The sequence below is a fragment of the Dysosmobacter welbionis genome, from assembly GCF_005121165.3.
Taxonomy (GTDB): domain Bacteria; phylum Bacillota; class Clostridia; order Oscillospirales; family Oscillospiraceae; genus Oscillibacter; species Oscillibacter welbionis.
The window spans coordinates 2,129,527-2,155,116 of sequence record NZ_CP034413.3; the positions used below are offsets into that span (position 1 = coordinate 2,129,527).

Here is a 25,590-nt window from a genome sequence, read left to right on the forward strand (position 1 = left end):
ATCGGCTCCTCTTTTGTCGGATCGCTGCGGGCTCTGAACAATTTGTGAATTTCACCGGCTCGCCCCTTTTCAAATGGAAAGATTTGTGCTATATTAATAAAAAGGGGAGAGATCCCCGATCTCTCCCACACGAAAGGAGCGATCCCTATGAAGTATACCTTTGCCTGCAAGAGAGTCCCGCTGAATGATTCCATCAAGGAATATGCCCAGAAGAAGATCTCCAAGCTGGAGCGATACTTCCGGGAGGAGGATACCACCGCGTTTGTCACTTTCTCTGTGGAGAAGGACCATCTGTGCTCGGTGGAGATCACGATCCGCGGCGGCACCACGTTGCTGCGGGCACAGACGGAGGCTCCTGACGGAGATATGCGCGGCGCCATTGACGCCGCTGTGGGATATATCGAGCGGCAGATTCTGAAGAACAAGACCCGCCTGGCCAAGCGCCTGCGGACTGAGGGCTTCCCCCCGCCCGCCCCGGCGGACGACTTTGAGGTGGCTGAGGAGAAGGAGTTCCCCATCGTCCGTACCAAGCGCTTCTCCGTGAAGCCCATGAGTCCGGAGGAGGCCATCCTGCAGATGAACCTGCTGGACCACAGTTTTTTCGTGTTCCGCAGCAGTGAGGATGACGGCCTATCTATCGTCTACCGCCGGAAAAATGGCGGATACGGCCTGATCGTCACGGATGAAGAGGAGTGACCCGTACCTGGCAGACAGGGCGGAGCCGCGTCAGCGGCTCCGCCCTTTTTCGCTCCGCCCCGGAGATGGCGCGCAATGCCTCTTGTCCTTTTCGGCATCTTCTGCTATACTGATACCGGCAAATCCCCGCTATGGGTCAAAATACGAGGAAAGAAAGAACAATTTGATGAAGATGATTTTTTTGGTGGACGGCGACAACAACATTGGCACCGGGCTCCAGGGTATCGACCTGCTGACTGCCGAGGACACCGTCCTGGTCTTTTTCGGCAAGGGGCAGACCCTGGCCAACGTGAAAAAGCTGTGCGCCGGCACAAAGGCCCAGGTGCAGTATCTGGAGAGCGTGAAGGGAGGCAAGAACTCCCTGGACTTCCAGATCATCACGGAGCTGGGCGTCCTGGTGGGAAGAGGAGAGGCGGATTTCGCCTATGTCATCAGCCAGGACAAGGGATATGAGGCCGCCATGAGTGCCCTCCACGCACGATACGCCTCCACGTTCCGGGAGGTGGCTCTGCGCCCCTCCATTCAGGACTGTCTCCAGGCGGCGTTCCTGCTGCGGGCAGGCACTCGGGAGGAGCTGGCCGCCGCCCTGGCCCGGCAGTACGGCCCCGTGCAGGGTCAGCTGGCCTATGAGCATCTGGAGGCCCTGCTCACCCCGCCTCCGGTCCAGGAGGCGGCGGCCCCCTCCCCCGCGCCGGAAAACAAGGCGGCGTCCAAGCCCGGAAAGCGGCGCAGCCGCGCGGCGGCGAAGCCGGCGGAGACCGCCGAGCCCGCCCCGGCCCAGAGCGCCCCACAGGATGCGGAGGAGCCTGCCGGGACGGCGGAGCCTGCCGCCCCGGCCGCCAGATCCCGCCGCAGCGGTGCCAGCCGCCGCCGGAAGCGGGCGGAGCGGTCCAAGGCAGAAAAAGCATGACAAGAGGCCGCGCCTTTGGCGCGGCCTCTTTGAATCCGCCACAGTGGGCAACACGGCGCCCGGCCAGTCTGGCCGGGCGCCGTCTGTCACGTTGTCTGCTGTTCGTCCAGGGCCCGCAGCAGGGCCTCCACGGTCCGCTCCACCACCCGGACCGTCTCTTCGTCCCGGTCCCGCAGCAGATCCGTGATCCGCTGCACAGCGTCCCCGGGCGCGCCGAAGAGCACATAGTCGGCGTTCAAATCCAGCAGGCGGCACAGGCGGATAAAGTTCTCCAGCCGGGTGCCGGTGTTTCCCAGCTCCAAATCCGCAATAAAGGACACAGATAGATCGGCCCGCTCGGCAAGCACTTCTCTGCTCCAGTTGAGTCGCTCTCTGGCTTCCCGAAAGCGGCGTCCCATCTCTATTCTGTTTGGGTCACGTTTTCTCATAAAAGCACTGCTCCTGCTGTTTGAGAAAAGTGTACCCTATTTCCCAATAAAGAAAAATATAGTCTAGTACTTTATTGACAACGTACAAAGTACTATGTTAATATGAAAAAAATAGGACGCAGGCAGCTGCCCGCGCCCTAAAAAGCGTATTACCGGCTCTGGTCCGCTGTATGCATGTAGGCCATCAGATCCAGGATCTTGTTGGTGTAGCCCCACTCGTTGTCATACCAGGCGATCAGCTTCACAAAGTTGTTGTCCAGCATGATGCCGGCGGTCTCGTCGAAGATGCAGGTCTCTGAAAACCCCGTCAGGTCGGAGGACACCACCTGGTCGTTGGTGCAGGTGATGATGCCCTTCATGCTGTTCTGGGCGGCGTTTTCCATGGCCACGCACACATCATGATAGCTGGCAGGCTGCTTGAGGCGGGCGGTCAGGTCCACCACGGACACGTCGTTGGTGGGCACCCGGAAGCTCATGCCGGTCATTTTACCCTTCAGCTCCGGAATTACCACGCCCACCGCCTTGGCCGCGCCGGTGGTGGAGGGAATGATGTTGCCCAGGACGCTGCGGCCGGTACGCCAGTCCCGGCCCGCCCGGGCGTCCACAGCCTTCTGCTTGGCGGTGGCGGCGTGGATGGTGGACATCAGCGCCTGCTCGATGCCGAAGGTGTCGTTGATGACCTTAGTCATGGGGGCCAGGCAGTTGGTGGTGCAGGAGGCGTTGGAGACCACGTCCATCTCCGGGGTGTACCGCTTGTGGTTCACTCCCATGACAAAGGTGGGCGTGATGTCGTCCTTGGCCGGGGCGGAGATGATGACCTTTTTCGCCCCGTGCCGGAAGTGGGCGGAGGCCTTTTCCGTGGTGCAGTAGGCGCCCGTGGACTCGATGATGTACTCGGCGCCGCAGTCGTCCCAGGGGATGTTGGCGGCGTCGTCTTCACTGTAAACCCGGATCTTCTTGCCGTTGATAATCAGGTGACGGTCGTCCCGCTCCACCGTGCCCTGAAAGGTCTTGAACACGGAGTCGTACTTCACCTGATAGACCATGTAGTCCAGGTCCGCGTTCCGCAGGTTGATGCCGCACATCTGATAGGTGGCGCTGCCGCGCTCCACCATGATCCGCAGTGCCACGCGGCCGATCCGGCCAAATCCGTTGATTCCCACTTTGATCGCCATGTTCCCATTCCTTCCTGTATTCCGTATTCCGCCGCAGCGGATGTTGTCCTCATTATACCATATTACCGGAAAATGTCACCGCAATTTTGCGTAAAATTGCGCATATAAAACGCAAGATTTGTTGTCCGTTTTGCACAGACTGGACTTCTGTTCGGCCGTGTCTGCCGGACTTCGACAATTTTCCCCCTTTTTCGACAAAGACCTTGTCTTTGCATCCCTTTTTTGCTATCCTATTGGTGTTCGAGGCAGGCTTTTCCACGGTTTGAAAGCCCCTCCCCGTATATGCTACAAGAGAGAATCCCAGCTGAAAGGATGCGCCTATGGAAGCAGAGCAATTTGACTTCTCCGTTGTGTTCCCCAACATCGCCGCCCAGTTGCGCAGCGTGTTGGGAAACCTGCACTTGGCGGCCGCCCAGCTGGCGCCTGCCATCCGGCGGGAGGGGGATCCGGCGCTGGATTCCACAGCTTCCCTGCTGGATCAGAGCTACTACCGCCTGCTGCGGCTGGTGAACAATCTGACGGCGGCGGGAGAGCTGGGGCAGGACGCGCCCCTCCCCGTCCGGGACCGGGATTTGACGGAGACGGTCCGTGCGGTCTGTGCCGGGGCTCAGGGTCTGTTTGCGCTCAAAAAGGTCCAGCTGGAATTCCGGAGCGCTGCGGACTGCCACACCTGCGCTTTTCACCAGCCCTCCATCGAGCTGCTGCTCTACCAGTTGCTCTCCAATGCCCTGAAGTTTACCCCCGCCGGAGGCGCGGTGACCGTGGAGCTGAAATTCATCAACCGATGGGTCCGCCTGTCCGTGTCCGACACCGGCTGCGGTATCCAGGAGGACCAGATCCCCTTCCTGTTCGACCGCTACCTTCACGACGATGCGATGGCGCCCCAGCCCCACGGCCTGGGCCTGGGACTGCCTATCTGCCAGCACATCGCAGAGCGCCACGGCGGCACCATGATTGCCGAGTCCCGGCCGGGGCAGGGGTCCCGCTTCACCCTGTCGTTGCCGGACCGGCGATGCGGGACTGCGGACGTGTCGGACGTGAAGTTCGATTACAACGGCGGCTTCAATCCGCTCCTCCTGGCCCTGGCGGACGCCTTGCCCCCCAGGCTTTCTCCCAGCGCCATCTGGACTGACCCTGGCTCCGGCTGGGGTCGGTTTTTTTCGCAGAAGCGGCTTTCCTTTTTTCCGGAAATCGGCTACAATAGCCCTATCACACGACCGGCGCTCCGTCGGCCTTTTCAGGAGGAACCCATTTATGTCCCAGCGTGTATTTGTGGCCATGAGCGGCGGCGTGGACAGCGCCGCAGCGGCGCTGCTGCTGCGGCAGGCCGGCTATAATGTCACCGGCGTGACGCTGCGCCTGCATCCCTATAAGGACCGCCCGGGCCTGTGCGGCTCTGCGGATGATATCGAGACAGCCCGCGCCGTGGCCGCCGGCATGGGGATTCCCCATGTGGTGCTGGACCTGTGCGATCTGTTCCGCGAGCGGGTCATGGACCGGTTTGTGTGGGCCTACACCCACGGCCGCACACCCAATCCCTGCATTGACTGCAACCGGGAGATCAAGTTCGGCGCCCTGCTGGACTGGGCGCTGGACCAGGGCGCGGACGCCATGGCCACCGGCCATTACGCCAGAGTCCGCCTCGATACGCCCTCCGGCCGCTGGCAGCTGCTGCGGGGCGCGGATCGACGGAAGGACCAGACGTACTTCCTCTATCAGTTGACCCAGCACCAGCTGGCCCATCTGCTGCTGCCGGTGGGAGACTATGAAAAGCCTGCCCTGCGGGCCCTGGCGGCCGCCAACGGCCTGTCCAACGCCCAGAAGGCCGACAGCCAGGACATCTGCTTTGTGCCGGATGGGGACTATGTGTCGTTTTTGCGGCAGTATGGCGGCGTGGAGCCCGTCCCCGGTGACTTCCTGGACTCAGAAGGCCGTGTGCTGGGCCGCCACAGGGGAATGGAATGCTATACCATCGGCCAGCGGAAAGGGCTGGGCGTCAGCGCCAACGCGCCGCAGTACGTGCTGGGGAAGGACCCGGACCGGAATGCCGTGATCCTAGGGGAGGACAACCGCCTCTACACCCGGGAGCTGACGGCGGAGCGGGTGAACTGGCTCTCCGTACCGGAGCCGGACCGCCCCCTGTCCGTCACCGCCAAGACCCGGTACAGCCAGCGGGAAGCTGCCGCCACAGTGGAACCGCTGCCCGGCGGCCGCATCCGCATGGTGTTCACAGAGCCTCAGCGGGCCGTCACCCCGGGGCAGGCGGTGGTGTTCTACGATGGAGATCTGGTGCTGGGCGGGGGCACCATCTGTCCGTGACGCAAAAGGACGCCGCGAAAGCGGCGTCCTGCAGTTCTTATCGCTGACTGGTGGTCCAGCTGTCCTGAAAGATCAGGTCATCCACATCCCCGCCGCTGATCGTCTGGTGTCTCATCATTTTATTTCCTCCTTTGCATTTGGGTTCTCAGCCAGTATATGCGCCTCCGGGCGGAAAATTGCACGGAAACGGGCACCTGTCTGGACTTTTTGCAACGGGAGTTGTCGAAAAAATTTGAAAGGTTTTCCTTGCCCGTGCTTGACAATGACTGGAGAGTATGGTATTCTAATCATTGCCGACAGCTGCCGGTGTGGTGGAATTGGTAGACACAGGGGACTTAAAATCCCCCGGTAGCGATACTGTACCGGTTCGAGTCCGGTCACCGGCACCACAGAACAGAATATCGCGGGGTAGAGCAGTTGGTAGCTCGTCGGGCTCATAACCCGGAGGTCGTTGGTTCAAGTCCAGCCCCCGCAACCACAAAACCGTCTGATTTCGCAAGAAATCAGACGGTTTTTCTTCACTTTTTGTCTCCAAAAGTTTCCGGAGAAATTACGCGATTTTGCAAAATTTGCAGTTGACCCAAACCGTGACCCAGACAGGGCAAAAAACGTGCCTTGGCGCAGCCCTTCTGCGCCAAGGCTTTCCTGCTGTTTGGGATTATTTTTTCGCTTTCAGATTGCCGCCGTCAGGACTTTTTCCATAGTCCTGGCCGCCTCCTTTTGCGCCGCTGTCGTGACGTGGGCGTAGGTGTCCAGCGTGAAGCCTGCGCTGAAATGTCCCAGCATCCCGGACACCGTCTTAATGTCCACCCCATTCTGAAGTGCCAGCATAGCGAACGTGTGCCGGAGGTCGTGGAATCGAACTCTGGGCAACCCCGCCCGCTTCAGCACCGGGTGGAGTATATGCAGGACGCTGTCTGGTGAGATGGGCCCGCCAGTGGGCCCGGGGAACACCCAGAGGCTACTGCCCGCTTTTTTCTTCTGCTGTTTCAGAACCTGGATCGTGTCCTCTGCCAGGGGCAGCGTCCGGTAGGCCTTCTTGGTTTTCAGGGAGGCATCTACGATTTTTCTGCTGATCCGGGCGATCTACTGTTTCATCCAAAGGTTTCCGTGTTCGAAATCGATGCCTTCCCATTTCGGGCCAAGCAATTCGCCTCTTCTCAATCTTGCTGCCAGCTCCACATAGTACATCTCGAATATCCTACTGTTTCTGGCATCTCTAAGGAAGGATGCCAGCTGTTCAATGGGCAGCGTTTTCATCTCCTTGCGTTTCAGCTTCGGCAAGGCACAGCCCTCTGTGGGGTCTGCTGCAATCAGCCGTTGCTCTTTGGCCAGCTTCATGGCCGAGGCGATGATCTGGCAGATGTTCCGCACCGTCTTGGGGCTCAAACCCTTTGCCTGATTTTTGCTCTCGACCCTGTCAATTCTCCCGCTGGTCAGCAGCTTCTTGCAGAATTTCTGTAACTCCAGAGAAGTGAGCTTTTCCAGCGGGACCTTGCCGATATTCGACTTAATGTGGTTGTTGATGTACCCCCGGTAGGTCTGGTGGGGGGACGGTCTCGCTTTGATCTTTGCGTAATTTTCGAACCACTCGTCCATCCAGGTACCTACCGTGTACTTCCCCGCCTTGGTGACGTCCAAGCTCTTGGTTTCCTCGATGGCCGCTTTCAGCTTGTTCTTCGCCTCTGCCTGGGTCCGGCCCAAGACGTTTTTGTAGATTAGCTTCCTGGTCTCCGGATTATGCCCGGCGGTATACCGCCCTTCCCACCGGCCATCTTTTCCTGATATTACCTTCACCGTTGGCCCGTTTCTTTGCCATGGCATCCGCCTCCCTTTACGACTCGATAAGCGTCTCGCTTCGCTCGGTTGCTCACATTTATGGAGCCAGCGAGCTCTCATCAGCGAAACAAAATGCCACAGAAAAAAGAAATAGCCAGATGGAAAGGTGACTGTTATCAAAAAGTTAAGAAAGAGCGGCCGACAGCGGCTCTTTTCTTTGTATAGCACATCAATTTTGACCTGGGGATCCTTCATTTTCGCCCTCTCTGTGGCCCGCGTTTCTTCCTCGTCCTCAAGGCAATACCGTTCCATCTCCCCGGCGATCCCTATACCTAACTGAAGCCCGGTGATGAAGAATGTCAGGAGGTTTCCTCCCGCAGTTCATTCTCCAGATCCGCCAACTGGAGCAAGGTCTCCTGATCTTGTTGGCCTAACCTTGCGTTGATTTCTCTGTAGGCTTGGTCCAGTTCCGCCCGGACTTTTTGAAGTTCTGGCTCCTGGCAGGACCTTGCGTGCAAGGCCTTCAAGTAGTCGTACATCGTACCGCCTCCTTGTCAGCGGAAAAGCATGTCACGATGCTGGCTCAATAGCCAGGGGACACGGCGCCTACTATCAGAAAAGTAACAATTTGTCTGCCTGATTGGAATCCTTGTCTTGTTTTCAGCGACGCATTCTTTGAAGGGGCTTTCGTGCCTCAATAGCCCCGGAACGCCCCAGCGGCACTCTGCGGATCTAAGGAGACAGCCGAATTTTGCGGAGAAAAGCGTCATTGCTGCTATTTCATGTGTGGAACAACGCTCTTTCAAAATCCCGCAACTGCCCGCACTGCGGGAAGTTGTGAGCGAATCGGCGCAACAAAAGCGCCGGTTCTTTCTCCTGCTTTTTTTCGTCCCCCGGTTCACTTCCAGAAACATGGGAATCCTCCAACGGAAGTGGGGCCAATCGTTGTGGGCAAACCTCATGTCATCTTGCCATTTGATGAGAAAGGCCAATGCAGGCGTGAGGTATCTCGTCTTTTCGCCACGCTGGCCCGACAAGGGCCGAAGGCAGTTGTTTGTGGGCAACGGATGCCGCCCCGGCCTCGTCCGCCCGACACAGCGGCCCACAGGGGCAAACGAGGGCGGAATTGTTGGGGGCTCAATGACAGAGAAAAAAGGCTTCTTTGTCGACGGCGTCGTAATTCGCGTATTTAGCAAAAGCGCGTTCCCTCTCCCTATCTTTCGTCCTCTGGCCACAAAAGTGGGGCCGGGCTTCTGCCCAGAACTGCAGCCGCCGTATAGCTGGACGAGATGCTTGCCCACAAAAAAGCCCGGATGGTCTTGTACAAAGAATCAGCAGAGCCGCACGAGCCGCCCCGCTGATTTTACCCAGCTCCCCACATGGGTCCAAAGGTCTGTGCCATTTACATAGAGTTGCCCGCATTCCAAGCATCCCGTGGCCCAACTCATTTCATATTGCATTTTGGAATTTGAATACATAGTATCCACATTGCATTAGCGGATGTTTATTTTGTCAGATCCTCATTCTTTGCCTTCTGCTGAAGAGGTTCCATATTTCTGCCGTAGCTGTTCCCAATGGCGTAGGAACGTAGTGGGCGGGAGTTTCAGGCGTTCCGCAGCCTTACGGATACTTCCGTACCGCTCGTAGAATGTCTGGAGATACCGCAGCTCCATACGCTCCAGCATCTCATTCAGTCCCGCCTCTGCCGGAGCATCCTGAACAGGCTCCGGACCCGCCACGTTCATCGGCAAGCTCTCCGGCTGAATCAAGTCTGTATCCGTGATGATGGTTGCCTGCTCAATGCTGTTTTTCAGCTGGCGGACGTTCCCTTCCCACCGATAGTTCAGCAACGCAAAGCAGGTTGCTGGGGACAGTTTCCGATGAAAGTCGTATTTTTGATTGTAGTAATCTAGAAAATGCTGAGCCAGAGGAATGATGTCATTTTTTCGCTTCCGGAGCGGCGGAATATGGATCGGCATGACATTCAGCCGGTAATACAGGTCCTCCCGAAAGCGTTTCTGCTGCACCATCTCTTCCAAGTCGCAGTTAGTAGCGGCGATCACTCGGATGTCCACCTGTACGGGTTCGTTGCCGCCCACGCGGATGAAAGAGCGGTTCTGCAGCACATGGAGCAGTTTGGCCTGCATATTCAGAGACAGCTCGCCGACCTCATCCAGAAACAGCGTTCCGTGATCTGCTGCCTCTAGAAGGCCTGGCTTCACTTTACTGCCAGCGCCGGTGAAGGCATGGCCTTCATGTCCAAAGAGTTCGCTCTCAAAGAGAGACTCTGTGATGGCAGCGCAGTTGATGGGAACAAACCGCCGGTTGGACCGCCCGCTGTTCTGGTGGATAAATCTGGCAATCTCATCCTTACCTACACCGGTTTCTCCCAGCAGAAGGGCGGTAGAGTCCACCTTGGCTATCCGGGCGGCCAGGGCCAGCACCTTCAGCATCTCCTTATCGGCCACAATCAGTTTGCTTTGGCCACCCATCCGGGCCTTGATGCTCTCCAGTTCCTGGAGATATTGGTCATTCAGTCCCCGGATCTTATCAAGCTCCTGCTGCAAAGAGCTGATTTCGTCCAAATCCCGGTCATTACAGATATAGAATTCAATCTCACCGCAGCTATCAAATACCGGCGTGCAGGACACATGTGCACTGCGCCCTGTGCGATAGAAGGTCTGCACAATGGTGTGTGGCTTTTTGGTCTTTGCTACGATAGCACCGCAGGATTCGGAAATCAGATGGTTTTTCACCAACTGCTCCACCGGCACCCCCACTAACTCCTCTCTCCGAATCCCGGTGAGGACCTCATAAGCCCGGTTGATCCGCAGCGTCACCAGATTCCGGTCTGAGATCTGGATGGCATCCGTAGAGTTCTCGATAAAAGCATCCAGGACACGGTTCTGTTCTTCCAAATCCAAAACTCGCTTGCGCAGTTCCTCCATGGTCTCATGGGAAAACTGCGAGCGCACCTGCTTTTGCTCCAAAAATGGAACACCTCCCTTCGCCTTTTGCTCTTTTGTGCAATTTCAAATTTGAAATCACACTTTTTATCGTCAAAACTCATATCATCTTTGCTTTGTTTTTAACAAAAATGACTATATCATAAATCTTATGTTTTCACAAGTTCCAATTTCGGAGCACTCTGCTCAAAATTCGTTCCAATTTTGGAACACAAAATTGCAATTTTTTTCACATAATCGAGGCCCCGTTTCCGTCATGGAAAATAATTCGATCTTTTTTGAATTTCAGGAGGAACCGCAATTCCATACAGTCATAGGGGTTTCTGGCTTTTCGCTGGAATGTTTTTTTAAATTGGCAAGATTTTTGCTATAATGATTTGTCGAATTCCAACGGAATGTGTTGGTGGCGGAAATCCCCCGCCAGACATACCATCGATGAAATATGTGAGATTTTAAGGAGGTACAAGAGATGGAAGACTGGAAGGTACTCTATGCTTCCAAATTAATGACGGCAGATGAGGCCGTCCGGCAGATCCCCGATGGTTCCCGGGTCTTTTTCGGCCATGCGGCCAATGAACCCCCCGTCCTGGTGGATGCGCTGGTGCGAAACTATGAGCAATATAAGGATGTGGAGATCGTCCACTGGGTTCCCATGGGAAAAGGGGAGTACTGCGATCCCAAGATGAAGGGGCACCTTCGCCACAATGCCATGTTTGTGGGCGGCCCAACCCGCAAGGCTGTGCAGGAAGGACGGGCGGACTACACACCCTTTTTCTTCCACCAGTCCACCCGATTCTTCTCTGACGGCACCTTCCCCATTGACGTGGCGATGGTTTCCGTCACTCCGCCGGACAAGCACGGCTATGTGTCCCTGGGCGTCTCCGTGGGCGGCACCAAGCCCGCCTGCCTGAACGCCAAAATGGTCATTGCCCAGGTCAACGACCAGATGCCCCGCACCATGGGGGAGTCCTTCCTTCACGTCTCCCAGCTGACCTGCTGTGTGGAGGCATCCACGCCTCTGCCGGAGCTGGGCGGAGGCACCATCGGCGAAGTGGAGGAAGCCATCGGCCGGAATGTGGCCTCCCTGGTGGAGGACGGCTCTACATTGCAGCTGGGCATCGGCACCATCCCTGATGCGGTGCTGAAGTTCCTGGGGGACAAGAAGGATTTGGGCATCCACTCCGAGATGTTCTCCGACGGCGTGGTGGATCTGTACCAGAAGGGGGTCATCACCGGTGCCAACAAGCGGCTGGACAAGGGCAAGATGGTGGCTGCCTTCCTGATGGGCTCCAAAAAGCTTTACGACTTTGTGGATGACAATCCGGACGTGATGATGCGGACTGTGGACTACGTGAACAACCCCGCCGTGATCTGCCAGAATCCCAAAGTGGTGTCCATCAACTCCTGCCTACAGGTGGACTTCAACGGTCAGGTGAACTCCGAGTCCATGGGCACCAAGCAATTCTCCGGCATCGGCGGTCAGCTGGACTATGTCCGCGGCGCGGCCATGTGTCCCGACGGCAAAGCCATTCTGGCCATGCCCTCCACGGCCAAGCACGGGGAAGTGTCCCGGATCGTCCCGGTGTTTGAGCCCGGCACCACTGTCACCACCACCCGTACGGACGTCCACTACATCGTGACGGAATACGGCGTCGCCAACCTGCGGGCCAAGAGCCTGCGGGAGCGGGCCCGGCTCCTCATCAACATCGCCCACCCCAAGTTCCGGGATCAGCTCTGGGAAGCTTACTACGAACGCTATGGCAAGGAGGATCAGTAATATGTCCGAGAAAAAAATTGAGGCCGTCAATGGACATACCTTACAAAAGGTATTCCTGTCCGTGGAGGATCACATCGCCGTTATGACCCTCCACAATCCCCCGGTGAATGCGGCAGACGGCGTGGTGCAGGAGGAGATCCTGCTCCTGTGCGACTATATCAACCATGAGGATGACATCTGGGTGTGCATTATGCACTCCGACATCAAAACCTTCTGCGTGGGCGTGGACATCAAGCGATTCTATCAGAGCATCCTGGATAAGGATGTCACCAATACCCAGGAGGTCTATTACGATGGTGCTCAGGCCCTCTATGAACTGCGGGTTCCCCTGATCTGTGCAGTTCACGGCCACTGCCTGGGCGGCGGCGTGTGCTACCCCGCCGGTGCGGATATCTCTATCGCCGTGAAGGGGACCCTCTTCGGCGCACCGGAGGCAAAGCTCAGCGTGGTGGGCGGCAGCGCCCATCTAGCCCGCATTCTGCCCCCCAGATCCAGCGGGATATGAGCTACTGCGGCACCTTCATCACCGCAGAAGAGCTCCACGACAAGTACGGCGGTGTCACCATGGTGGTAGACACGCTGGAGGAACTGATGCCCGCGGCCATGGACAAGGCGCGGGAGTTGTGCCGCCGTGGTCCCCTGGTGCTGCGGTACCTGAAAGCCTGCATGAATGAGCAGGAGGATTTCCAGATCCACCGGAAGGATGAGCTGGAGGTGACTTACACCCGCTACATGGCTCGTCATGCGGATTTCAAGGAGGGTGTTTCCGCCTTCCTGGAAAAGCGGGAGCCGCAGTATACCGGCCAGTAAAACACATCCCCCATACAAGACTTTAGGAGGAAGGATCATGAGAAAGAATGCAAAAAAACTGTTTGCGCTGATTCTGGCACTGTGTATGTCGCTGACGTTGCTGACTGCTTGCGGCGGCGATACCGCTGGCAGCGATTCAGGCGTGGGAGAGAGCTCCTCCGGTGGCGAGACGATCACCTGGCGCCTGCAGAGCAGCTACTCCCTGAATTCCCTGCAGGGCGATATGGCCACCAACCTGAAGGAGGCTCTGGAGACCGCTACCAATGGCCGCCTTCAGGTGGAGCTGTATGAGCCGGGCGCTTTGTGCCAGACCTCCGATATACTGACCTATCTCTCGCAAAATGCCTTTGACTGTGCCGTCATCTTCGGCTCCACCTTCTCCGGCCTGATTCCGGAGGCGGATCTGGCCTGCGGCATCCCCTTTGCATGGGAGAGCTCCGCCGAAATCTATGACGTAATGGAGAACTATGGGTTGCTGGATGTGATCCAGGAGGCCTACGGAGAACTGAATCTCAAATACTACTGGAATGCCCATGAGCCCAACTACAACGTCCTGGCAAACTTCCAGGTAGAGAGCCTGGAGGACTTCCACGGCAAAAAGATCCGCGCTCTGGGCGTGTGGGGCGACTTCCTGGCTGCGTTGGGGGCCTCTCCCACCAACATCGCCGGCACAGAGGTCTATCAGGCCCTGCAGCTGGGCACCATTGACGGCGCTCTGTATGGATGGTCCTCTCTGAGTGACTCCAACAACATCCGCGAGGTGGCGCAGTACGCCCTCAGCCCCTCCATGTGCTTCTGCCAAATGGCCACCGTGGTGAATCAGGACAGCCTGAACAAGCTCCCTGAGGACCTGCGGAGCATCGTGGACGAGACCATCCGGCTGGCCAACATCGGCGTCATCGGCCAGGCCCATGTGGTTGGTACGGAGAAAAGTGTTCGAGACGCTATCCAGGGCGGCTACACTGAGCTGTCTCCGCTGCCTGATGACGTCCTGGCCGAGATGCGTGAAATTGCTGTCACCCAGACCTGGGAAGAGCTGGCCGCCAAGAGCGAGCGTATGGCCCGCGGTATCGAGATCATCAAGCAGCAAAACCGTGACTATGGCCGCCAAGTGGATTACTGAGTCCGCGCGTTCCTCACAGAAAAATAGAATTCAAGAGAAGGGAAAGTGAGACATGAACGCACTATTGAAATTATCAGGCGGCATTGACGCCATTAATCGGACCATTGGCAGAATCTTCGCCTGGATTCTTCTGCCCATGATCTGCCTCACCGCCTTTGAGGTATTCTCACGTTATGTCCTCAAGTCTCCAACCGTCTGGGCATGGGAGCTGATTATCCAGATCTGGGGCCTGATGCTGATGGCCTGCGGCGGATACTGCTACTGGAAGGGCGGCCTGGTGCGAGTGGATCTGCTTTATAATAAATTCCCTGTCAAAGTCCGCTGCGGTATCAATATCGCCACCGCCATTCTGGTCCTAATCTGTATGGGGCTGGTATTTATCTACGGAATAAACATCTTCCTACTGTCCTTCCGCCTCAATGAACGGATCTCTTCCGTGTGGGGGTCTCCCATGTGGACCATCCGGTTTTGGGTGCCTCTGGGCGCTGCACTGATGTTCATTCAAGCCATCAGTGAGCTTATCAAGAATGTAGCCGCTATGGCAGGCAAGATTGAACTCACCAACAACTCCGACGAAGTCGCGGAGGCAATTGAAATCGTGAAGTCCGCTGAGCATCTGCCTGACGAAACCGGAAAGGAGGACATACAGTGAGTCCTGATATTATCATTTTGCTGCTGGGGCTGGTAGCCCTGATGGCGCTGGGCATCCCCATCTGCTTTGCCATGATGAGCGTGGCTTCAGTCATCCTGCTGGTGTTCTACGGCTCTGGCCTGCTGAATGTGTTGAACGCAGCATTTGTCTATCAGATGCAGTCGGAGTCCCTGCTGGCCATCCCCATGTTCGCTCTGATGGCGGCGTTCCTCCAGACCTCCGGCATCGGCGGAGACATCTACGAATTCTTCCACAAGTGGCTTGGCGGTATCAATGGCGGTCTGGCTATGGCCACAGTGGCCACCACGGCAGTCATCGCCGCTATGAGCGGTGTGGCGGCCACCGCTACCATCATGATGGGGCTGATTGCACTGCCAGCTATGTTGGACCGTGGTTATGATAAAGCGTTGGCCACTGGCCCCGTGCTGGCAGGTGGCTGCCTGGGCCCCATTATCCCGCCCTCTACCATCATGATCATCATGTCTTCCTATACCGGCGTGTCCGCAGGCTGGCTGTTTGCCGGCGGTGCGTTGCCCGGCGTAGGCTTGGCCCTGCTGTTCATCATCTATATCGGCATCCGCTGTGCCATCAATCCCAAGCTGGGCCCCGGCATCCCCAAGGCCGAGCGTCCCTCCTGGGGCGAGAAGATGCGGGTGTTTAAAAAGGTCATCGCCCCCATTGCCATCATCGTTCTGGTGCTGGGCTGCATCTATGCCGGAATCGCAACACCTACTGAGGCCGCCGGTGTGGGCGCTTTCGCCTCCATGGTGTATGCCCTGATTACCCGGAAACTGAATGTGAAGAATCTGCGGGCCTCTCTCATCCAGACCATGGAGGTCTCCGCCATGCTTATGTGGATTCTCATGGGAGGCGCCGCTTACAACTCCCTGGTGAATATCACCCGCCTGTCTGACGTGGTAGCCGCTGCTTTTGCAAGCTCCAATCTGGACGGCCTGCCCCTGATGCTGCTGATCTTTGCGCTGTTCTTTGTGATGGGGATGTTCCTGGACACTACGCCTATCATCATGATTGCCATTCCCATTCTGCTGCCGGTAATCCAGGCTTCTTCCCTGGACACCAACGCCACCATCCTGATTCTGTGTGTCACTCTTTGCCTGGGCATGATTACTCCGCCTTTTGGCATCAATATGTTCTACTTGCAGGGTGTGGCACCTCCGGGAGTGGACACCAAGGTTATGTACAAGGCGGTCATGCCGTATGTTATTATTTTCCTGGTTGCTTGCTTCTTTATGATGCTCTTCCCGGAACTGATTGTCATCTTCCCGAACGCTGCGATGGGATATTGATCTGGAAGAACATCGGAGCTGCAAAGACCCAGGGCCCGTTCCGTTTGATTCATGCAATGTGGTGTTAACACATCTCCCCCAATATGTAAGCATAAACCGTTAGATGCATTTCTTGTGCTCCTTATTTCGGCATCTTTCCCCGCCCCATGACTTGCCACAGATTGCTGAAAACCGTCATGGAGTAGGAAGAAATGAATTCCGGGTTTTGGACGATTCCAGGTCCCACAAAAGTCCGGAAAACGTTGCGGTGCAGCGGATAGAGAAAACGATAGCAGTTTATAACCCGGAGGTCGTAGGTTCAAGTCATGCCCCGCAATCACAAAACCGTCTGATTTCTATGAAATCAGACGGTTTTTCTGCCTTTGCATCCAAAGGTTTCCGGAGAAATAACGCGATTTTACAAAATTTGCAGTTGCCCCAAACCATGACCCATACAGGGCAAAAAACGTGCCTTGGCGCAACTCTGCCGTGCCAAGGCTTTCCTGCTGTTTGGAACCATTTTTCCACTTTCAGATTGCCGCCGTCAGGACCTTCTCCATGGTCCTAGCCGCCTCCTTCTGGGCCGCTGTGGTGACGGGGGCATAGGTATGCAGGGTGAACCCCACGCTGAAGTGCCCCAGCATCCCGGATATCGTCTTGATATCTACCCCGTTCTGGAGGGCCAGCGGTGCGAATGTATGCCGTAAATCGTGGAACCTGACCCGAGGCAGACCCGCCCGTCTCAGCACCCGGTGGAGTATATGCAGGACGCTGTCCGGTGAGATAGACCGCCGGTGGGTGAGGGAAACACCCAGGGACTGCTGACGTTTTTTTCCTCTGCTGTTTCAGAACCTGAATGGTATCCTCCGCCGGCGGCAGCGTTTGGTTGGCGTTTTTCGTCTTGAGCGATGCCGCCACCTCTCCGTTGATGCGAGCACCATGCCGTTTCACCCAAAGGCCGCCCCGGTCCAAATCAATTTCCTCCCATTTGAGGCCAAGCAATTCGCCTTTTCTCAATCTTGCCGCCAGCTCCGCATAGTACATCTCGAAGACGCCGCTCTCCTTGGCTTCCTGCAGAAAGGAGGTCAACTGCTCGACGGGCAATGTTTTCATCTCCCGATGTTCCAGCTTCGGTAGGGCGCAGCCCTCGGTGGGATCGGTGGCAATAATTTTTTTCTCCTTGGCCGGCTTCATGGCTGAGGCGATGACCTGGCAGATGTTCCGCACCGTCTTGGGACTCAGACCCCTGGGCTGCCGCTTGCTCTCGACTCTGTCGATTCTTCCACTGTTGAGTAATTTTTTGCAGACCTTCTGTAATTCCAGAGAAGTGAGTTTTTCCAGCGGAACTTCGCCGATATCCGGCTTGATGTGGTTGTCGATATACCCTTGGTAGGCATGATGGGAGGATGATCTCACTTTGATCTTTGCATAGTTTTTGAACCACTTATCCATCCAAGCACCTACTATGTACTTTCCCATCATGGTCACGTCCAGGCCCTTGATTTCTTCAATGGCCGCTTTCGGGTTTGCCTCTCCCTGGGTCCGGCCCAGGACGTTCTTGTAGATCGGCTTTCCGGCCTCCAGATCGTGCCCGGCTGTGTAGCGACCCTCCCAGCAGCCACCTTTTCTTTTTCTGATGTTGCGCTCTCCGTCGGCCCATTTCTTCGCCATGGCATTCATTTTCTTTGCAATAACACAACATGCCGCAGAGAAGAGAAAAACGTCAATGCCGCTATTTCATACCCAGAACAACGCCCTTTCAAAACCCGCAACTGCCCGCAGTGTGGGCAGTTGTGACCGCCCTGGTGTCGAAAAGGCGTCGGGGCTTTCTTCTGTCTGCCGGGTGACGGCGCTCTCTTTGTCAACGGTGTTGTAATCCCGGCATTGAGTAAAAGCGCTTTTCTGATTTCTCCCCTTCGGCCAACAGGTTGCCCCAAGTGGGGCTGGGCTTCTGCCCGGAACTGCGGCCGGCGTATAGCCGGGTGCGATTCTTGCCCCACTCTGGTGGGCACAATTTCACTTTCCATTTTATCTCGTGGTTTTTTAAAAGATTCTGAAATTGCGGAAGGGGACGGCTCTATCTGGCCGCCCCCTTCATCATTTAGTTCAGTGAAACAACGTTTTAGTTGTTAAAATGCGGTCAAATTCTGGCATGTAGCTTCAAACTGATGCAACCTAGACAACAGTTCACTTCGCCTTTCTTCTGTGCAGAAGGCGGCGTCTACTGCATAATACTGCAGCTTTAATAGCTCCTCAATTTTCCAGTGATACTGTTCTGCCACGCGTTGGAGCTCTTGACTTAGGGAAACACGCAGAAGCTGCGGATCATCCGTGTTGACTGTTACCGATATCCCTCTACTATACAATTCACCCAACGGATGATTGCCAGGCGTATAGAGGCCGCCTGCCACATTCGACGTATAGCAGATATTCAAAGGAATCCGCTCTCTCAGGAGCCGTTCCAGCAGTTTCAAGTCCTCCACTGCCCGCACGCCATGATCGATTCTTTTAGCTCCCAACAGTTCAAGAGCTTCCTGAACTCCTTCCGGCCCAGAGGACTCGCCGGCATGGACGGCAATGCCCAGCCCGGCCTCCGCCGCTCTCGCCAGTAATGGCGCAAATCTCTGGTTGGAGTCCTGCGAGCAGGCCTCGTTTCCGTCGACGGAAACCCCGACCAACCGCGGATGTCTGTGGGACAAGATCCACTCTATGGTCCTGCGGGCAGACGCTGTATCCTGTTCTCTGCGCAGGGACACAAGAAGCCGGCAATCCGGCAGTCCATCTGCTCCGGCCTGGTCAAAACCTTCCAGAACGCCTGTCAACAGCTCTCCGGTCCGAATGTTTTTCCAATGGCTGGGATTGACGATGATTTCCGTATAGAGGATACCCTGCTCCTGGGCGTACTTTGCATGGCGGTATGCAATCTGCTGAGCAGTCTCCCGATTCTGCACCAAACTGCAGATCCAGTCCAGCAGGTCAAGGAAGTCCGAGAGACCTGAGAAATCGAACAGGTGCTGACGGGGACGTGGCAGGGAAATCCCCTGCATTTCGGCCAGCAGGCAGACGGTTTCAGGATCGAATGTGCCCTCTAGGTGGATGTGCAGCTCCAGCTTCGGCATTCGCTGGATTTGTTCCAACGTCGCCATACCGGTCATTGAGCACCTTCCTGCTGGAAGCGTTCTACCCAGGCATCAAACTGTGGCAGGAGATGCTGTCCGCTGATGGAGTAGGCAAATCCGTTGCGGATGATCTGGATCAGCTCTGCTTCCGTCAATCCCATCTTCTCTGCATCCAGAATCAATTCCTCTGTCATAGAGCAGGTATAAGGCGGGTCATCAGAACTGATGGAGACCGGCACGCCGGAGTGCAGCAGGGTGAGGAGTGGGTGTGCCTCAAAACTGGCGGCAGCTCCAGAGTAAACATTTCCGGAAGGACACATGGCACAGAGAATCTGATGTTCCTGCAGATATTCCATGAGTTCCGGATGTTCCGCCGCCCGACAGCCGTGATCGATTCGCTGAACATCGAGCTTCAGCAGGGCATCCCAGATGTTGTCCGCACCGCCGTCCTCTCCGGCATGAGCGGTAAGGAACAGCCCCATTTCCTTTGCCTCCCGATAGCTCTCCAAATGCTTGATACAGGGATGACCGTTTTCCTCACAGTCCATTCCCAGCCCCGCGACCATATCCAGATAGGGACGGAGCGCCTTGACAAAAGACAGGCACCGCTCGCTGGAAAGGGTCCGGTCCAGTCCGGCGATGTAGACAATCTCCACGCCATAAAGCTTTTTCGCTTTTTTTTGTGCGCTGCGATACCCCTCCATGACCACTTTTAGGGGAATTCCCCGCTCTTCGTTCAGTGGATAATCCAAATGCAGCTCTTGGTAGATAATATTTTGACGCTGATCCTCTTTTGCCAATGCCAGGACAACTGCTTCATAGTCTTCCTCATGGAGACAAACGGAGTTCAATGTCCGGTCACAGATCATAAACCCATCCAGTCCCTTTCTGGAGATTAGATCCTGAGACCAGACCGCAATTTCTTCCGTGGAGTGGACTGGCAGCTTCACATGATTTTTCTCCGCCAGCTCCAGCGCGAGAGCCCAGGGGATGGAGCCTTCAATGTGAATATGGTTTTCTGCCTTCGGGATTTCCTGCAACATCTGCTTTTGCCGAGAAGTTAACATAGAACAACCCTCCATTCCGTCAAAAAATAGCGTCCAGAATCAAGTACATCAAAAAGACTGCCGTTAGGATCAGCATCGTGGGAGAGAGCTGCTTTCTTCTGCCGGTCACTGCCATGCAGAGAGTGTAGCTGAGCATGGAAAAAAGTACACCATAGGCGATATTGTACGTAAAGGGCATGGCTGCGACGGCAAAGAAGGCCGGCATAGCCACGGAAAAATCCGAAAGATCCAAAGTGGAGAGTGGCTCCATCATGAAAATCCCGACCATGATGAGCGCAGGCGCTGCTGCAATGCTGGGAATCATCAGAAAAACGGGGGAGAAGAACAACGTCAGCAGAAAGAGCAGGCCTGTACTACAGGCAGTCAGGCCGGTCCGCCCGCCAGCGGCGATCCCTGCGGCACTTTCTGCGCCGTAAATCGTGACCGTACTGGTTCCCAGAACCGCGCCGACTGCAGCGGCTCCTGCCGAGACGAACAGAGCTTTTCCTGCTCCCGGAGTCTTGCCATCCTCATCCACCAGTCCGGCCTTGGGGCGATCCCCAAGAACACACCCAAACTGTCAAATAGATCTACAAATAAAAAGCTGACAATCGCAAAAATGGTTCCAAGAACGAAGGGGAGCGGTCCGGAAAACATCCCCCTGTAACTCAACTGGCCCAGAGTAGGGGCCAGAGCCTCTGCTGGATTGTCAAAGGAGAAAACAGAGGTCGGCAGAGTGGTATAGGCCGCACCAGTGACGGGGTCTTTCACAAACAGACCCAGAACCGTCACCAGAAGAATGCCAATCAGAATCCCACCCTTGACCTGTCGGATGACCAATACCGCCGTAATAGCGATGCCGGCCAGCGCCAGCACTGTGCCGGGATTGCTCAAGTCGCCCACCGTCACCAGGGTGCTATCAGACTTTTGAATCAGGCCAGCGGACTGGAAGCCGCAAAACGCAATAAACATACCGACGCCCGCGCCAATGGCCTTTTTCACGCAGTCTGGAACTGCGTCTACAATATGCTGCTGCGTCTTAAATGCACTCAAAAGCATAAAGACACAGCCGGATGTAAATACGCACGCCAAGCCGTTCTGCCAGGAAAGGCCCATGCCCTGTACCACGGTGTAGGCCATATAACTATTTAGGCCCATGGCTGGCCCCAGAGCAAACGGGAAGTTTCCCCACAGGCCGATCCAGAGGCAACCGATGCATGATGAAAGCGCCGTTGCCCAGAACACCGCCTTTTGGTCCATGCCTGCTGCTGCGAGAATCGTTGGATTCAATACCATAATGCTGACACAGGAGAGAAAAGTGGTAGCTCCCGCAATCAATTCTGTCCGCAGGGTTGTTCCCCGTTCAGACAAATGAAAAACTCTCTCAAAAATTGATCTGTTCCCAATCGTAGAATTCATGATTTCCCCCTTCCTGTCATGCCGCCTGATTTGATGGCGTCCCTGTGCGCACAGGTGTTAGTGCCATCTTAGAATAGGAAAAAACAGATTTCAACTGTCTGTCAACAAGTCAGACGACATTTTTCATACCACCCTTGTAAGCGTGGAAATTCGGGAAGATTCCAAGGAGTTGTCCGACCAATTTGAGGACCTTTCTTGCTTTCTTTTCATAAGTTGTATACAATAAAGGAGCGGATCCCATACATCTGAAAAGAAGGGGATTGTCTCTATGAATACACACGAAGTCCCGCTGCGGGAACGTGTCCGGGCCCAGCTTCTGGAGCTCATTTCCGAAATGGATCTGACCGTCAACACCAGATTGCTCTCTGAAGGACAGCTGGCAGCGAAATTTCAGGTGAGCCGCAGCACCATCCGTACAGTCCTCAGTGACTTGGAAGTGGAAGGCAAGGTCATCCGCCGGCAGGGGAGCGGTACCTATGTCAATTCACAGGCCATCCAGGTGAATACAACGCTGTATCCTCGGATCGACTTGCGGGAAATTGTTGCTAGAAACGGCTATTCCGCCAGGAGTGAGGTGCTGTCTGTCCGTCAGATTCCAGCGGGAAGGCAGTCCCTTTTGTTCAACTGTGGCCCGACACATCAGCTGCAGGAGATCCGCAGCCTGTATTACGCGGATGAGTTTCCATGCATGTACTGCATTGATTGTATCCGAGACGGGCGGATCACGGAAGATCAGTGGCGGACTCCGGAGCTTGCGACACAGTCCATCTATGAGTTTCTCAAGGAGGCGGGCAATATTCATGTAAAATGGGATATGATGCGCCTCCGGGCTACTACCAGCGGTGAGGTTCCAGAGCTGGCGGTTTATTTTGAGGTCCCTGTGGGAAAGATCCGGCCCTTTATTCTTTTAGAGATTACGAATTACGATGACAAAAATAACCCGGTCCTCTGTGGAAACATCTATGTGGATACGGAGCGAATCAAATTGAATCTTGTACGTGATTTGGGGCAGCTTTCATAAGGATTGTTCCTACAGATCTTTTATTGACAGTCTAATGAAAGATGGTTTCCGTTTTCAGGTTCCCTGCTTTCTCGTGATTTAGAACCTGACCCCAATTGCTGAAAATCGCTGCGGAACGGAAAGCAGCTCATAACCCGGAGCTCATGGAACCTAACTCTGGCAGTCCCGCCCGCTTCAGCACCGGGCAGAGCATGTGCAGGACGCTGTCCGGGGAGATGGGGCCTCCGCGACCTTGTCATCGATTCGGGCGACCTGCTGTTTTAGCCGGAGTTTGCCTTTTTCCGAGTCAATATTCTCCCCTTTGAGGTCAAGGAGCGATCCTGTCGAAGGCCGGTGGGCAACTCTCCATAGTACATCGCAGACACGCCGATGCCGTTTGCCTCTCTCAGGAAGGCCATCAGTTGTTCTGCCGGAAGTGTGATCGGTGGCGATGAACTGGTGGATGCTCCGCACTGTCTTGGGGCTTAGGTCCTTAGCCTGCTTTTGCTCTCGACCCTATGAATTCTCCTCCTGCTGATCAGCAGTTTCCTGCAGAACTCCTGCAACTCCAGAAAAGTGAGCTTTTCCAGTGGAATCTTTCCAATGTTGGGCTTAATGTGGCTCTGCGCTTTACCATGGTGTTCACTGTTTTCGCAGCAACACAACATACTACGGAAAACAGAAATATTCAGGGACTACGGTCACTGTTGGCTTAAGGTTAAAAAAGGGCTGCCAGCGGCAGCCCTTTTTCTTTGTGTAGCGTATCAATTTTTGACCCGGGGATACCCTTTTTCGCTGTTTCTATAGCTGGCTTTTCTTCTTCGCCATTGGATGCGATGTCTGGCATGCATGAGGGGGATGTACTAGGCCGGAGGGCACTCCGCTCCCTCGATCCCTGCTTTTATCGCTTACTGGCTCACCATAATACGACAAGCATGGGGGGAAGGCTCCTAAGATCATCTCTTCTACCATGCAGTCCCATTAGGACTCCGCCAGTCAAAGTTCCAAAGAAATTGCCGCTAAACACAAGCTATGCAGTATCTATACACCAATAAGAGGTAATTTTCATATCTTGGCAGTTTTGGGGCAGTGTTGTTGTTCTCGAAGATAGTTGTCGGGTGACTGCCTGCTGTCTAATCTCCCATGCGCGGTTGCCGTCTTAGTCCTCCATCCCATTAGGCCGGATCACCAACTTGAGCACATTATGGTCCAACACATCTTCGATGGCCTGCGGGAATTCTTCCAGTGGATAGAGCCGGGTTATCAGTCGGTCCGTTTTCACCTTTCCGGTATCCATAGCATCCACGGCACGGCCGAATTGATGAACCTGGCAGTAGGACGTGTAGTACTGCAATTCATTGCGATAAAAATATGCGGGGTTGATGGAGATGTCCTCATCATCCTTTGTGGAACTGAATTGAAGCAGCCGACCGCCCTTTTTCAAAAGCTGGAAACAATCCGGCAGGACAGAGGCGCTTCCTGTGGCATCCACGATGGCATCCACGCCGTAGGGGAACCGGTCAAACACTGCTTTGGTGTGGACTGCGGGATCGCTGCGGTCCATCAGAATGGTGTCAACGCCATAAGCGTTCAGAACATCCAATTTGGACTGAGTGGGAGCCAGGCAGATCACATGGTTTGCGTTGGAGTGTTTGAGCAGCTGTGCCAGAATGATGCCGTTCGGACCGGCTCCGAAAACCAGCACATCCTCCCCGTATTTGACGTCAAGGCGATCCATGGCGTGAATGCAGCAGGCAACAGGTTCTGTCATACAAGCCTCGTTGAAGGAGAGGTGGTCCGGAATCCGGAACACGGTCTTGTCCTTTACTTTTAAGTACTGGGCAAATCCGCCGGGGATACTGTGCCCCACAGACTGGAAGTTCAGGCAGTGGGCGTACATCTCCTGCTGGCAGAAGTAGCACTTTCCACAGGGGACAGCATTATCGGCTGTTACACGGTCGCCCACGTTCCAGCCTGTCACAGCGGAGCCCACCTGGTAGATATAGCCGGCGAACTCATGACCGGTGGTGATGGGATAGCGTCCCAACTTGTGACCGGTTGTATGATGACGGCGGTCTGCGCCTTTGCAGATGCTGGCTGCCATGACCTTGATGACAACCTCATCCTCGCCGCACACAGGCATCGGTACATCCCGGACACTGCACACGGACGGGCGGTCGTAGACCAGCGCTCTCATGGTTTCCATAGACTTTCCTCCTTTAAGCGATTTGAATGGGTGCTTCCACTCCTTGAAACAGACGAATCTTGGCTGCTGCCACGTCGTGTACACACTGAGCGGCGGCGCGGTACATGGCATAGATATTGCGTTGCCCCACTGCAGACTCCAGTCCGCACATAAAGGCATTTCGGATTTCAGTTGCCACGTTGATTTTCCGAATGCCCAGTGCAATGGACCGACGAATCATATCGTCCGGGATACCGGAACCGCCGTGCAGGACCAGCGGAGGGGGATTTAACGCCTGACACTGCTGAAGGCGATCAAAGTCCAACCGTGGAAGTCCCTGGTACATTCCGTGGGCATTGCCGATGCCAATAGCCAGCGCATCTACATCCACCTGCTGGATAAAGCGGGCAACCTCGTCCACATCTACCAAATTGTCGCGGGAATGGCTGATGCCATCCTCCACGCCGTAAATTGCGCCCAATTCAGCCTCCACAGAGACGCCCACTGCGTGGGCTGCCTTTACCACTTCCTGGGTAATACGCACATTCTCTTCAAAGGGCAGATGGGACCCGTCAAACATAACAGAGGTAAAGCCTGCCCGCAGGCATTGGATTGTTTGCTCGTAGCTGGCTCCATGGTCCAGATGCATGACAACCGGGACCGTGGACTCGTCGGCCAGCCGGCGGACTACATCCGCCAGATGGTGCATCTGTCCAGCCTGGATGGCCCCCTGACCGATGGTCAGAATCACGGGGCAGTGATACTCTTCTGCTGCAGTGATAATGGCTTCCGGTATTTCAATATTGTCAATATTGAACCCAGGGATGGCGGTTTTAGACTGGGTGGCAATGCCGAGAACCTCTTTTAATGTTGCCAATGGCATATGGCTCGCTTCCTTTC

General features: G+C 55.5%; 27 protein-coding genes, 2 tRNA genes and 1 pseudogene. 14 read left to right on the forward strand and 16 right to left on the reverse strand.

From position 1 onward, the window contains the following. Window positions 1-147 precede the first annotated feature (147 nt). Together hpf and EIO64_RS11375 are read left to right on the forward strand one after the other, a co-directional pair. Window positions 148-696 carry a ribosome hibernation-promoting factor, HPF/YfiA family gene (gene hpf, locus EIO64_RS11370; protein WP_119310421.1) on the forward strand — a complete coding sequence of 183 codons (549 nt, stop codon included), beginning with the start codon at window positions 148-150 and terminating at the stop codon, window positions 694-696. A 166-nt stretch (window positions 697-862) separates the two neighbouring features. Beyond that, window positions 863-1,606: a PIN domain-containing protein gene (locus EIO64_RS11375; RefSeq protein ID WP_119310422.1), complete on the forward strand. Its 744-nt coding sequence runs from the start codon at window positions 863-865 to the stop codon at window positions 1,604-1,606. A gap of 86 nt (window positions 1,607-1,692) precedes the next feature. Here EIO64_RS11375 and EIO64_RS11380 read toward each other — a convergent pair whose 3' ends face one another. Together EIO64_RS11380 and gap are read right to left on the reverse strand one after the other, a co-directional pair. Then, window positions 1,693-2,034 carry a helix-turn-helix domain-containing protein gene (locus tag EIO64_RS11380; protein ID WP_119310423.1) on the reverse strand — a complete coding sequence of 114 codons (342 nt, stop codon included), beginning with the start codon at window positions 2,032-2,034 and terminating at the stop codon, window positions 1,693-1,695. 149 nt (window positions 2,035-2,183) lie between these two features. After that, the gene (gene gap / locus EIO64_RS11385; protein ID WP_021748499.1) at window positions 2,184-3,209 is read right to left on the reverse strand and encodes a type I glyceraldehyde-3-phosphate dehydrogenase; all 1,026 of its coding nucleotides are present in this window, start codon (window positions 3,207-3,209) and stop codon (window positions 2,184-2,186) included. A gap of 320 nt (window positions 3,210-3,529) precedes the next feature. Between gap and EIO64_RS11390 the strand changes: the two genes are divergently transcribed. From EIO64_RS11390 to EIO64_RS11405, 4 genes are all read left to right on the forward strand, one after another. Continuing rightward, entirely contained in the window at window positions 3,530-4,546 is a 1,017-nt protein-coding gene (locus tag EIO64_RS11390; protein ID WP_136891355.1) for a sensor histidine kinase, read from the forward strand. Next, window positions 4,464-5,528 (forward strand): tRNA 2-thiouridine(34) synthase MnmA, encoded by a 1,065-nt coding sequence (gene mnmA, locus EIO64_RS11395; protein ID WP_119310424.1) that lies wholly within the window; start codon window positions 4,464-4,466, stop codon window positions 5,526-5,528. Before EIO64_RS11390 ends, mnmA begins: the two co-directional genes overlap by 83 nt. Window positions 5,529-5,830: 302 nt before the next feature. Beyond that, window positions 5,831-5,917, forward strand: a tRNA-Leu gene (locus EIO64_RS11400). A gap of 13 nt (window positions 5,918-5,930) precedes the next feature. Beyond that, window positions 5,931-6,006 (forward strand) — tRNA-Met (locus EIO64_RS11405). A gap of 194 nt (window positions 6,007-6,200) precedes the next feature. Here the strand turns inward: EIO64_RS11405 and EIO64_RS11410 are convergent. From EIO64_RS11410 to EIO64_RS11425, 4 genes are all read right to left on the reverse strand, one after another. Beyond that, entirely contained in the window at window positions 6,201-6,614 is a 414-nt protein-coding gene (locus EIO64_RS11410) for a tyrosine-type recombinase/integrase (protein ID WP_333637356.1), read from the reverse strand. Then, window positions 6,615-7,325 (reverse strand): tyrosine-type recombinase/integrase, encoded by a 711-nt coding sequence (locus EIO64_RS11415; protein ID WP_249390657.1) that lies wholly within the window; start codon window positions 7,323-7,325, stop codon window positions 6,615-6,617. Window positions 7,326-7,666: 341 nt separating this feature from the next. Further along, entirely contained in the window at window positions 7,667-7,846 is a 180-nt protein-coding gene (locus tag EIO64_RS11420; protein WP_025544248.1) for a hypothetical protein, read from the reverse strand. A gap of 981 nt (window positions 7,847-8,827) precedes the next feature. Continuing rightward, window positions 8,828-10,297 (reverse strand): sigma-54 interaction domain-containing protein, encoded by a 1,470-nt coding sequence (locus EIO64_RS11425; RefSeq protein WP_119310425.1) that lies wholly within the window; start codon window positions 10,295-10,297, stop codon window positions 8,828-8,830. 445 nt (window positions 10,298-10,742) lie between these two features. On the opposite strand from EIO64_RS11425, the gene EIO64_RS11430 reads away from it, so the two are divergent. From EIO64_RS11430 to EIO64_RS11450, 6 genes are read left to right on the forward strand one after another with little or no spacing between them, the layout of a single operon-like run. Then, the gene (locus EIO64_RS11430; RefSeq protein ID WP_119310426.1) at window positions 10,743-12,050 is read left to right on the forward strand and encodes an acetyl-CoA hydrolase/transferase family protein; all 1,308 of its coding nucleotides are present in this window, start codon (window positions 10,743-10,745) and stop codon (window positions 12,048-12,050) included. Between the two features lies 1 nt (window position 12,051). Next, the gene (locus EIO64_RS18825; protein ID WP_158629774.1) at window positions 12,052-12,555 is read left to right on the forward strand and encodes an enoyl-CoA hydratase/isomerase family protein; all 504 of its coding nucleotides are present in this window, start codon (window positions 12,052-12,054) and stop codon (window positions 12,553-12,555) included. Further along, the gene (locus tag EIO64_RS18830) at window positions 12,552-12,860 is read left to right on the forward strand and encodes an enoyl-CoA hydratase/isomerase family protein (RefSeq protein WP_136891357.1); all 309 of its coding nucleotides are present in this window, start codon (window positions 12,552-12,554) and stop codon (window positions 12,858-12,860) included. The genes EIO64_RS18825 and EIO64_RS18830 overlap by 4 nt, the downstream gene beginning before the upstream one ends. Window positions 12,861-12,897: 37 nt before the next feature. Beyond that, window positions 12,898-13,983: a TRAP transporter substrate-binding protein DctP gene (gene dctP, locus EIO64_RS11440; RefSeq protein ID WP_021749570.1), complete on the forward strand. Its 1,086-nt coding sequence runs from the start codon at window positions 12,898-12,900 to the stop codon at window positions 13,981-13,983. 52 nt (window positions 13,984-14,035) lie between these two features. After that, a complete protein-coding gene (locus EIO64_RS11445) occupies window positions 14,036-14,635 on the forward strand; it encodes a TRAP transporter small permease subunit (protein ID WP_021749569.1) in 600 nt (199 codons plus the stop codon). Next, window positions 14,632-15,942 (forward strand): TRAP transporter large permease, encoded by a 1,311-nt coding sequence (locus tag EIO64_RS11450; RefSeq protein WP_021749568.1) that lies wholly within the window; start codon window positions 14,632-14,634, stop codon window positions 15,940-15,942. Before EIO64_RS11445 ends, EIO64_RS11450 begins: the two co-directional genes overlap by 4 nt. Before the next feature lie 509 nt (window positions 15,943-16,451). Here EIO64_RS11450 and EIO64_RS11455 read toward each other — a convergent pair. Together EIO64_RS11455 and EIO64_RS19030 are read right to left on the reverse strand one after the other, a co-directional pair. Then, window positions 16,452-16,670 carry a tyrosine-type recombinase/integrase gene (locus EIO64_RS11455; protein WP_249390658.1) on the reverse strand — a complete coding sequence of 73 codons (219 nt, stop codon included), beginning with the start codon at window positions 16,668-16,670 and terminating at the stop codon, window positions 16,452-16,454. A gap of 601 nt (window positions 16,671-17,271) precedes the next feature. Further along, a pseudogene (locus EIO64_RS19030) lies at window positions 17,272-17,601 on the reverse strand (tyrosine-type recombinase/integrase); the annotation flags it as partial. Here EIO64_RS19030 and EIO64_RS11465 point away from each other — a divergent pair. Then, window positions 17,591-17,797 carry a hypothetical protein gene (locus EIO64_RS11465; RefSeq protein WP_158629775.1) on the forward strand — a complete coding sequence of 69 codons (207 nt, stop codon included), beginning with the start codon at window positions 17,591-17,593 and terminating at the stop codon, window positions 17,795-17,797. The pseudogene EIO64_RS19030 and the gene EIO64_RS11465 sit on opposite strands and share 11 nt — an antisense overlap. Window positions 17,798-18,050: 253 nt before the next feature. On the opposite strand, the gene add (EIO64_RS11470) is transcribed toward EIO64_RS11465, so the two are convergent. From add (EIO64_RS11470) to EIO64_RS11485, 4 genes are read right to left on the reverse strand one after another with little or no spacing between them, the layout of a single operon-like run. Continuing rightward, window positions 18,051-19,076: an adenosine deaminase gene (add, locus tag EIO64_RS11470; RefSeq protein WP_249390659.1), complete on the reverse strand. Its 1,026-nt coding sequence runs from the start codon at window positions 19,074-19,076 to the stop codon at window positions 18,051-18,053. Next, window positions 19,073-20,107 (reverse strand): adenosine deaminase, encoded by a 1,035-nt coding sequence (gene add / locus EIO64_RS11475; protein ID WP_136891358.1) that lies wholly within the window; start codon window positions 20,105-20,107, stop codon window positions 19,073-19,075. Before add (EIO64_RS11475) ends, add (EIO64_RS11470) begins: the two co-directional genes overlap by 4 nt. A 19-nt stretch (window positions 20,108-20,126) precedes the next feature. Further along, on the reverse strand, window positions 20,127-20,411 hold the full coding sequence (locus EIO64_RS11480) for a hypothetical protein (RefSeq protein WP_249390660.1): 285 nt from the start codon (window positions 20,409-20,411) through the stop codon (window positions 20,127-20,129). 59 nt (window positions 20,412-20,470) lie between these two features. Further along, window positions 20,471-21,505, reverse strand: a complete 1,035-nt coding sequence (locus EIO64_RS11485; RefSeq protein ID WP_249390661.1) for an NCS2 family permease — start codon at window positions 21,503-21,505, stop codon at window positions 20,471-20,473. A gap of 268 nt (window positions 21,506-21,773) precedes the next feature. Here EIO64_RS11485 and EIO64_RS11490 point away from each other — a divergent pair, with 268 nt between their 5' ends. Beyond that, entirely contained in the window at window positions 21,774-22,526 is a 753-nt protein-coding gene (locus EIO64_RS11490) for a GntR family transcriptional regulator (protein ID WP_136891359.1), read from the forward strand. Between the two features lie 464 nt (window positions 22,527-22,990). On the opposite strand, the gene EIO64_RS19370 is transcribed toward EIO64_RS11490, so the two are convergent. From EIO64_RS19370 to EIO64_RS11500, 4 genes are all read right to left on the reverse strand, one after another. Beyond that, window positions 22,991-23,173, reverse strand: a complete 183-nt coding sequence (locus EIO64_RS19370) for a tyrosine-type recombinase/integrase (RefSeq protein ID WP_488174986.1) — start codon at window positions 23,171-23,173, stop codon at window positions 22,991-22,993. A 50-nt stretch (window positions 23,174-23,223) separates the two neighbouring features. Further along, window positions 23,224-23,352, reverse strand: coding sequence for a hypothetical protein (locus EIO64_RS18835; RefSeq protein WP_256264863.1), 129 nt, complete (start codon window positions 23,350-23,352; stop codon window positions 23,224-23,226). 312 nt (window positions 23,353-23,664) lie between these two features. Beyond that, entirely contained in the window at window positions 23,665-24,711 is a 1,047-nt protein-coding gene (locus EIO64_RS11495) for an alcohol dehydrogenase catalytic domain-containing protein (RefSeq protein ID WP_025544256.1), read from the reverse strand. A gap of 13 nt (window positions 24,712-24,724) precedes the next feature. Then, window positions 24,725-25,567, reverse strand: a complete 843-nt coding sequence (locus EIO64_RS11500; RefSeq protein ID WP_158629776.1) for a class II fructose-bisphosphate aldolase — start codon at window positions 25,565-25,567, stop codon at window positions 24,725-24,727. Between the last annotated feature and the right edge of the window lie 23 nt (window positions 25,568-25,590).

Coding starts and splice junctions, on each gene's coding strand:
- hpf (WP_119310421.1), top strand. CDS start 148: ATGAAGTATACCTTTGCCTGCAAGAGAGTCCCGCTGAATGATTCCATC.
- EIO64_RS11375 (WP_119310422.1), top strand. CDS start 863: ATGAAGATGATTTTTTTGGTGGACGGCGACAACAACATTGGCACCGGG.
- EIO64_RS11380 (WP_119310423.1), bottom strand. CDS start 2,034: ATGAGAAAACGTGACCCAAACAGAATAGAGATGGGACGCCGCTTTCGG.
- gap (WP_021748499.1), bottom strand. CDS start 3,209: ATGGCGATCAAAGTGGGAATCAACGGATTTGGCCGGATCGGCCGCGTG.
- EIO64_RS11390 (WP_136891355.1), top strand. CDS start 3,530: ATGGAAGCAGAGCAATTTGACTTCTCCGTTGTGTTCCCCAACATCGCC.
- mnmA (WP_119310424.1), top strand. CDS start 4,464: ATGTCCCAGCGTGTATTTGTGGCCATGAGCGGCGGCGTGGACAGCGCC.
- EIO64_RS11420 (WP_025544248.1), bottom strand. CDS start 7,846: ATGTACGACTACTTGAAGGCCTTGCACGCAAGGTCCTGCCAGGAGCCA.
- EIO64_RS11430 (WP_119310426.1), top strand. CDS start 10,743: ATGGAAGACTGGAAGGTACTCTATGCTTCCAAATTAATGACGGCAGAT.
- EIO64_RS18825 (WP_158629774.1), top strand. CDS start 12,052: ATGTCCGAGAAAAAAATTGAGGCCGTCAATGGACATACCTTACAAAAG.
- EIO64_RS18830 (WP_136891357.1), top strand. CDS start 12,552: ATGAGCTACTGCGGCACCTTCATCACCGCAGAAGAGCTCCACGACAAG.
- dctP (WP_021749570.1), top strand. CDS start 12,898: ATGAGAAAGAATGCAAAAAAACTGTTTGCGCTGATTCTGGCACTGTGT.
- EIO64_RS11445 (WP_021749569.1), top strand. CDS start 14,036: ATGAACGCACTATTGAAATTATCAGGCGGCATTGACGCCATTAATCGG.
- EIO64_RS11465 (WP_158629775.1), top strand. CDS start 17,591: ATGGCATTCATTTTCTTTGCAATAACACAACATGCCGCAGAGAAGAGA.
- add (WP_249390659.1), bottom strand. CDS start 19,076: ATGACCGGTATGGCGACGTTGGAACAAATCCAGCGAATGCCGAAGCTG.
- add (WP_136891358.1), bottom strand. CDS start 20,107: ATGTTAACTTCTCGGCAAAAGCAGATGTTGCAGGAAATCCCGAAGGCA.
- EIO64_RS11480 (WP_249390660.1), bottom strand. CDS start 20,411: ATGATTCCCAGCATTGCAGCAGCGCCTGCGCTCATCATGGTCGGGATT.
- EIO64_RS11485 (WP_249390661.1), bottom strand. CDS start 21,505: ATGAATTCTACGATTGGGAACAGATCAATTTTTGAGAGAGTTTTTCAT.
- EIO64_RS11490 (WP_136891359.1), top strand. CDS start 21,774: ATGAATACACACGAAGTCCCGCTGCGGGAACGTGTCCGGGCCCAGCTT.
- EIO64_RS19370 (WP_488174986.1), bottom strand. CDS start 23,173: ATGTTGTGTTGCTGCGAAAACAGTGAACACCATGGTAAAGCGCAGAGC.
- EIO64_RS18835 (WP_256264863.1), bottom strand. CDS start 23,352: ATGCCAGACATCGCATCCAATGGCGAAGAAGAAAAGCCAGCTATAGAA.
- EIO64_RS11495 (WP_025544256.1), bottom strand. CDS start 24,711: ATGGAAACCATGAGAGCGCTGGTCTACGACCGCCCGTCCGTGTGCAGT.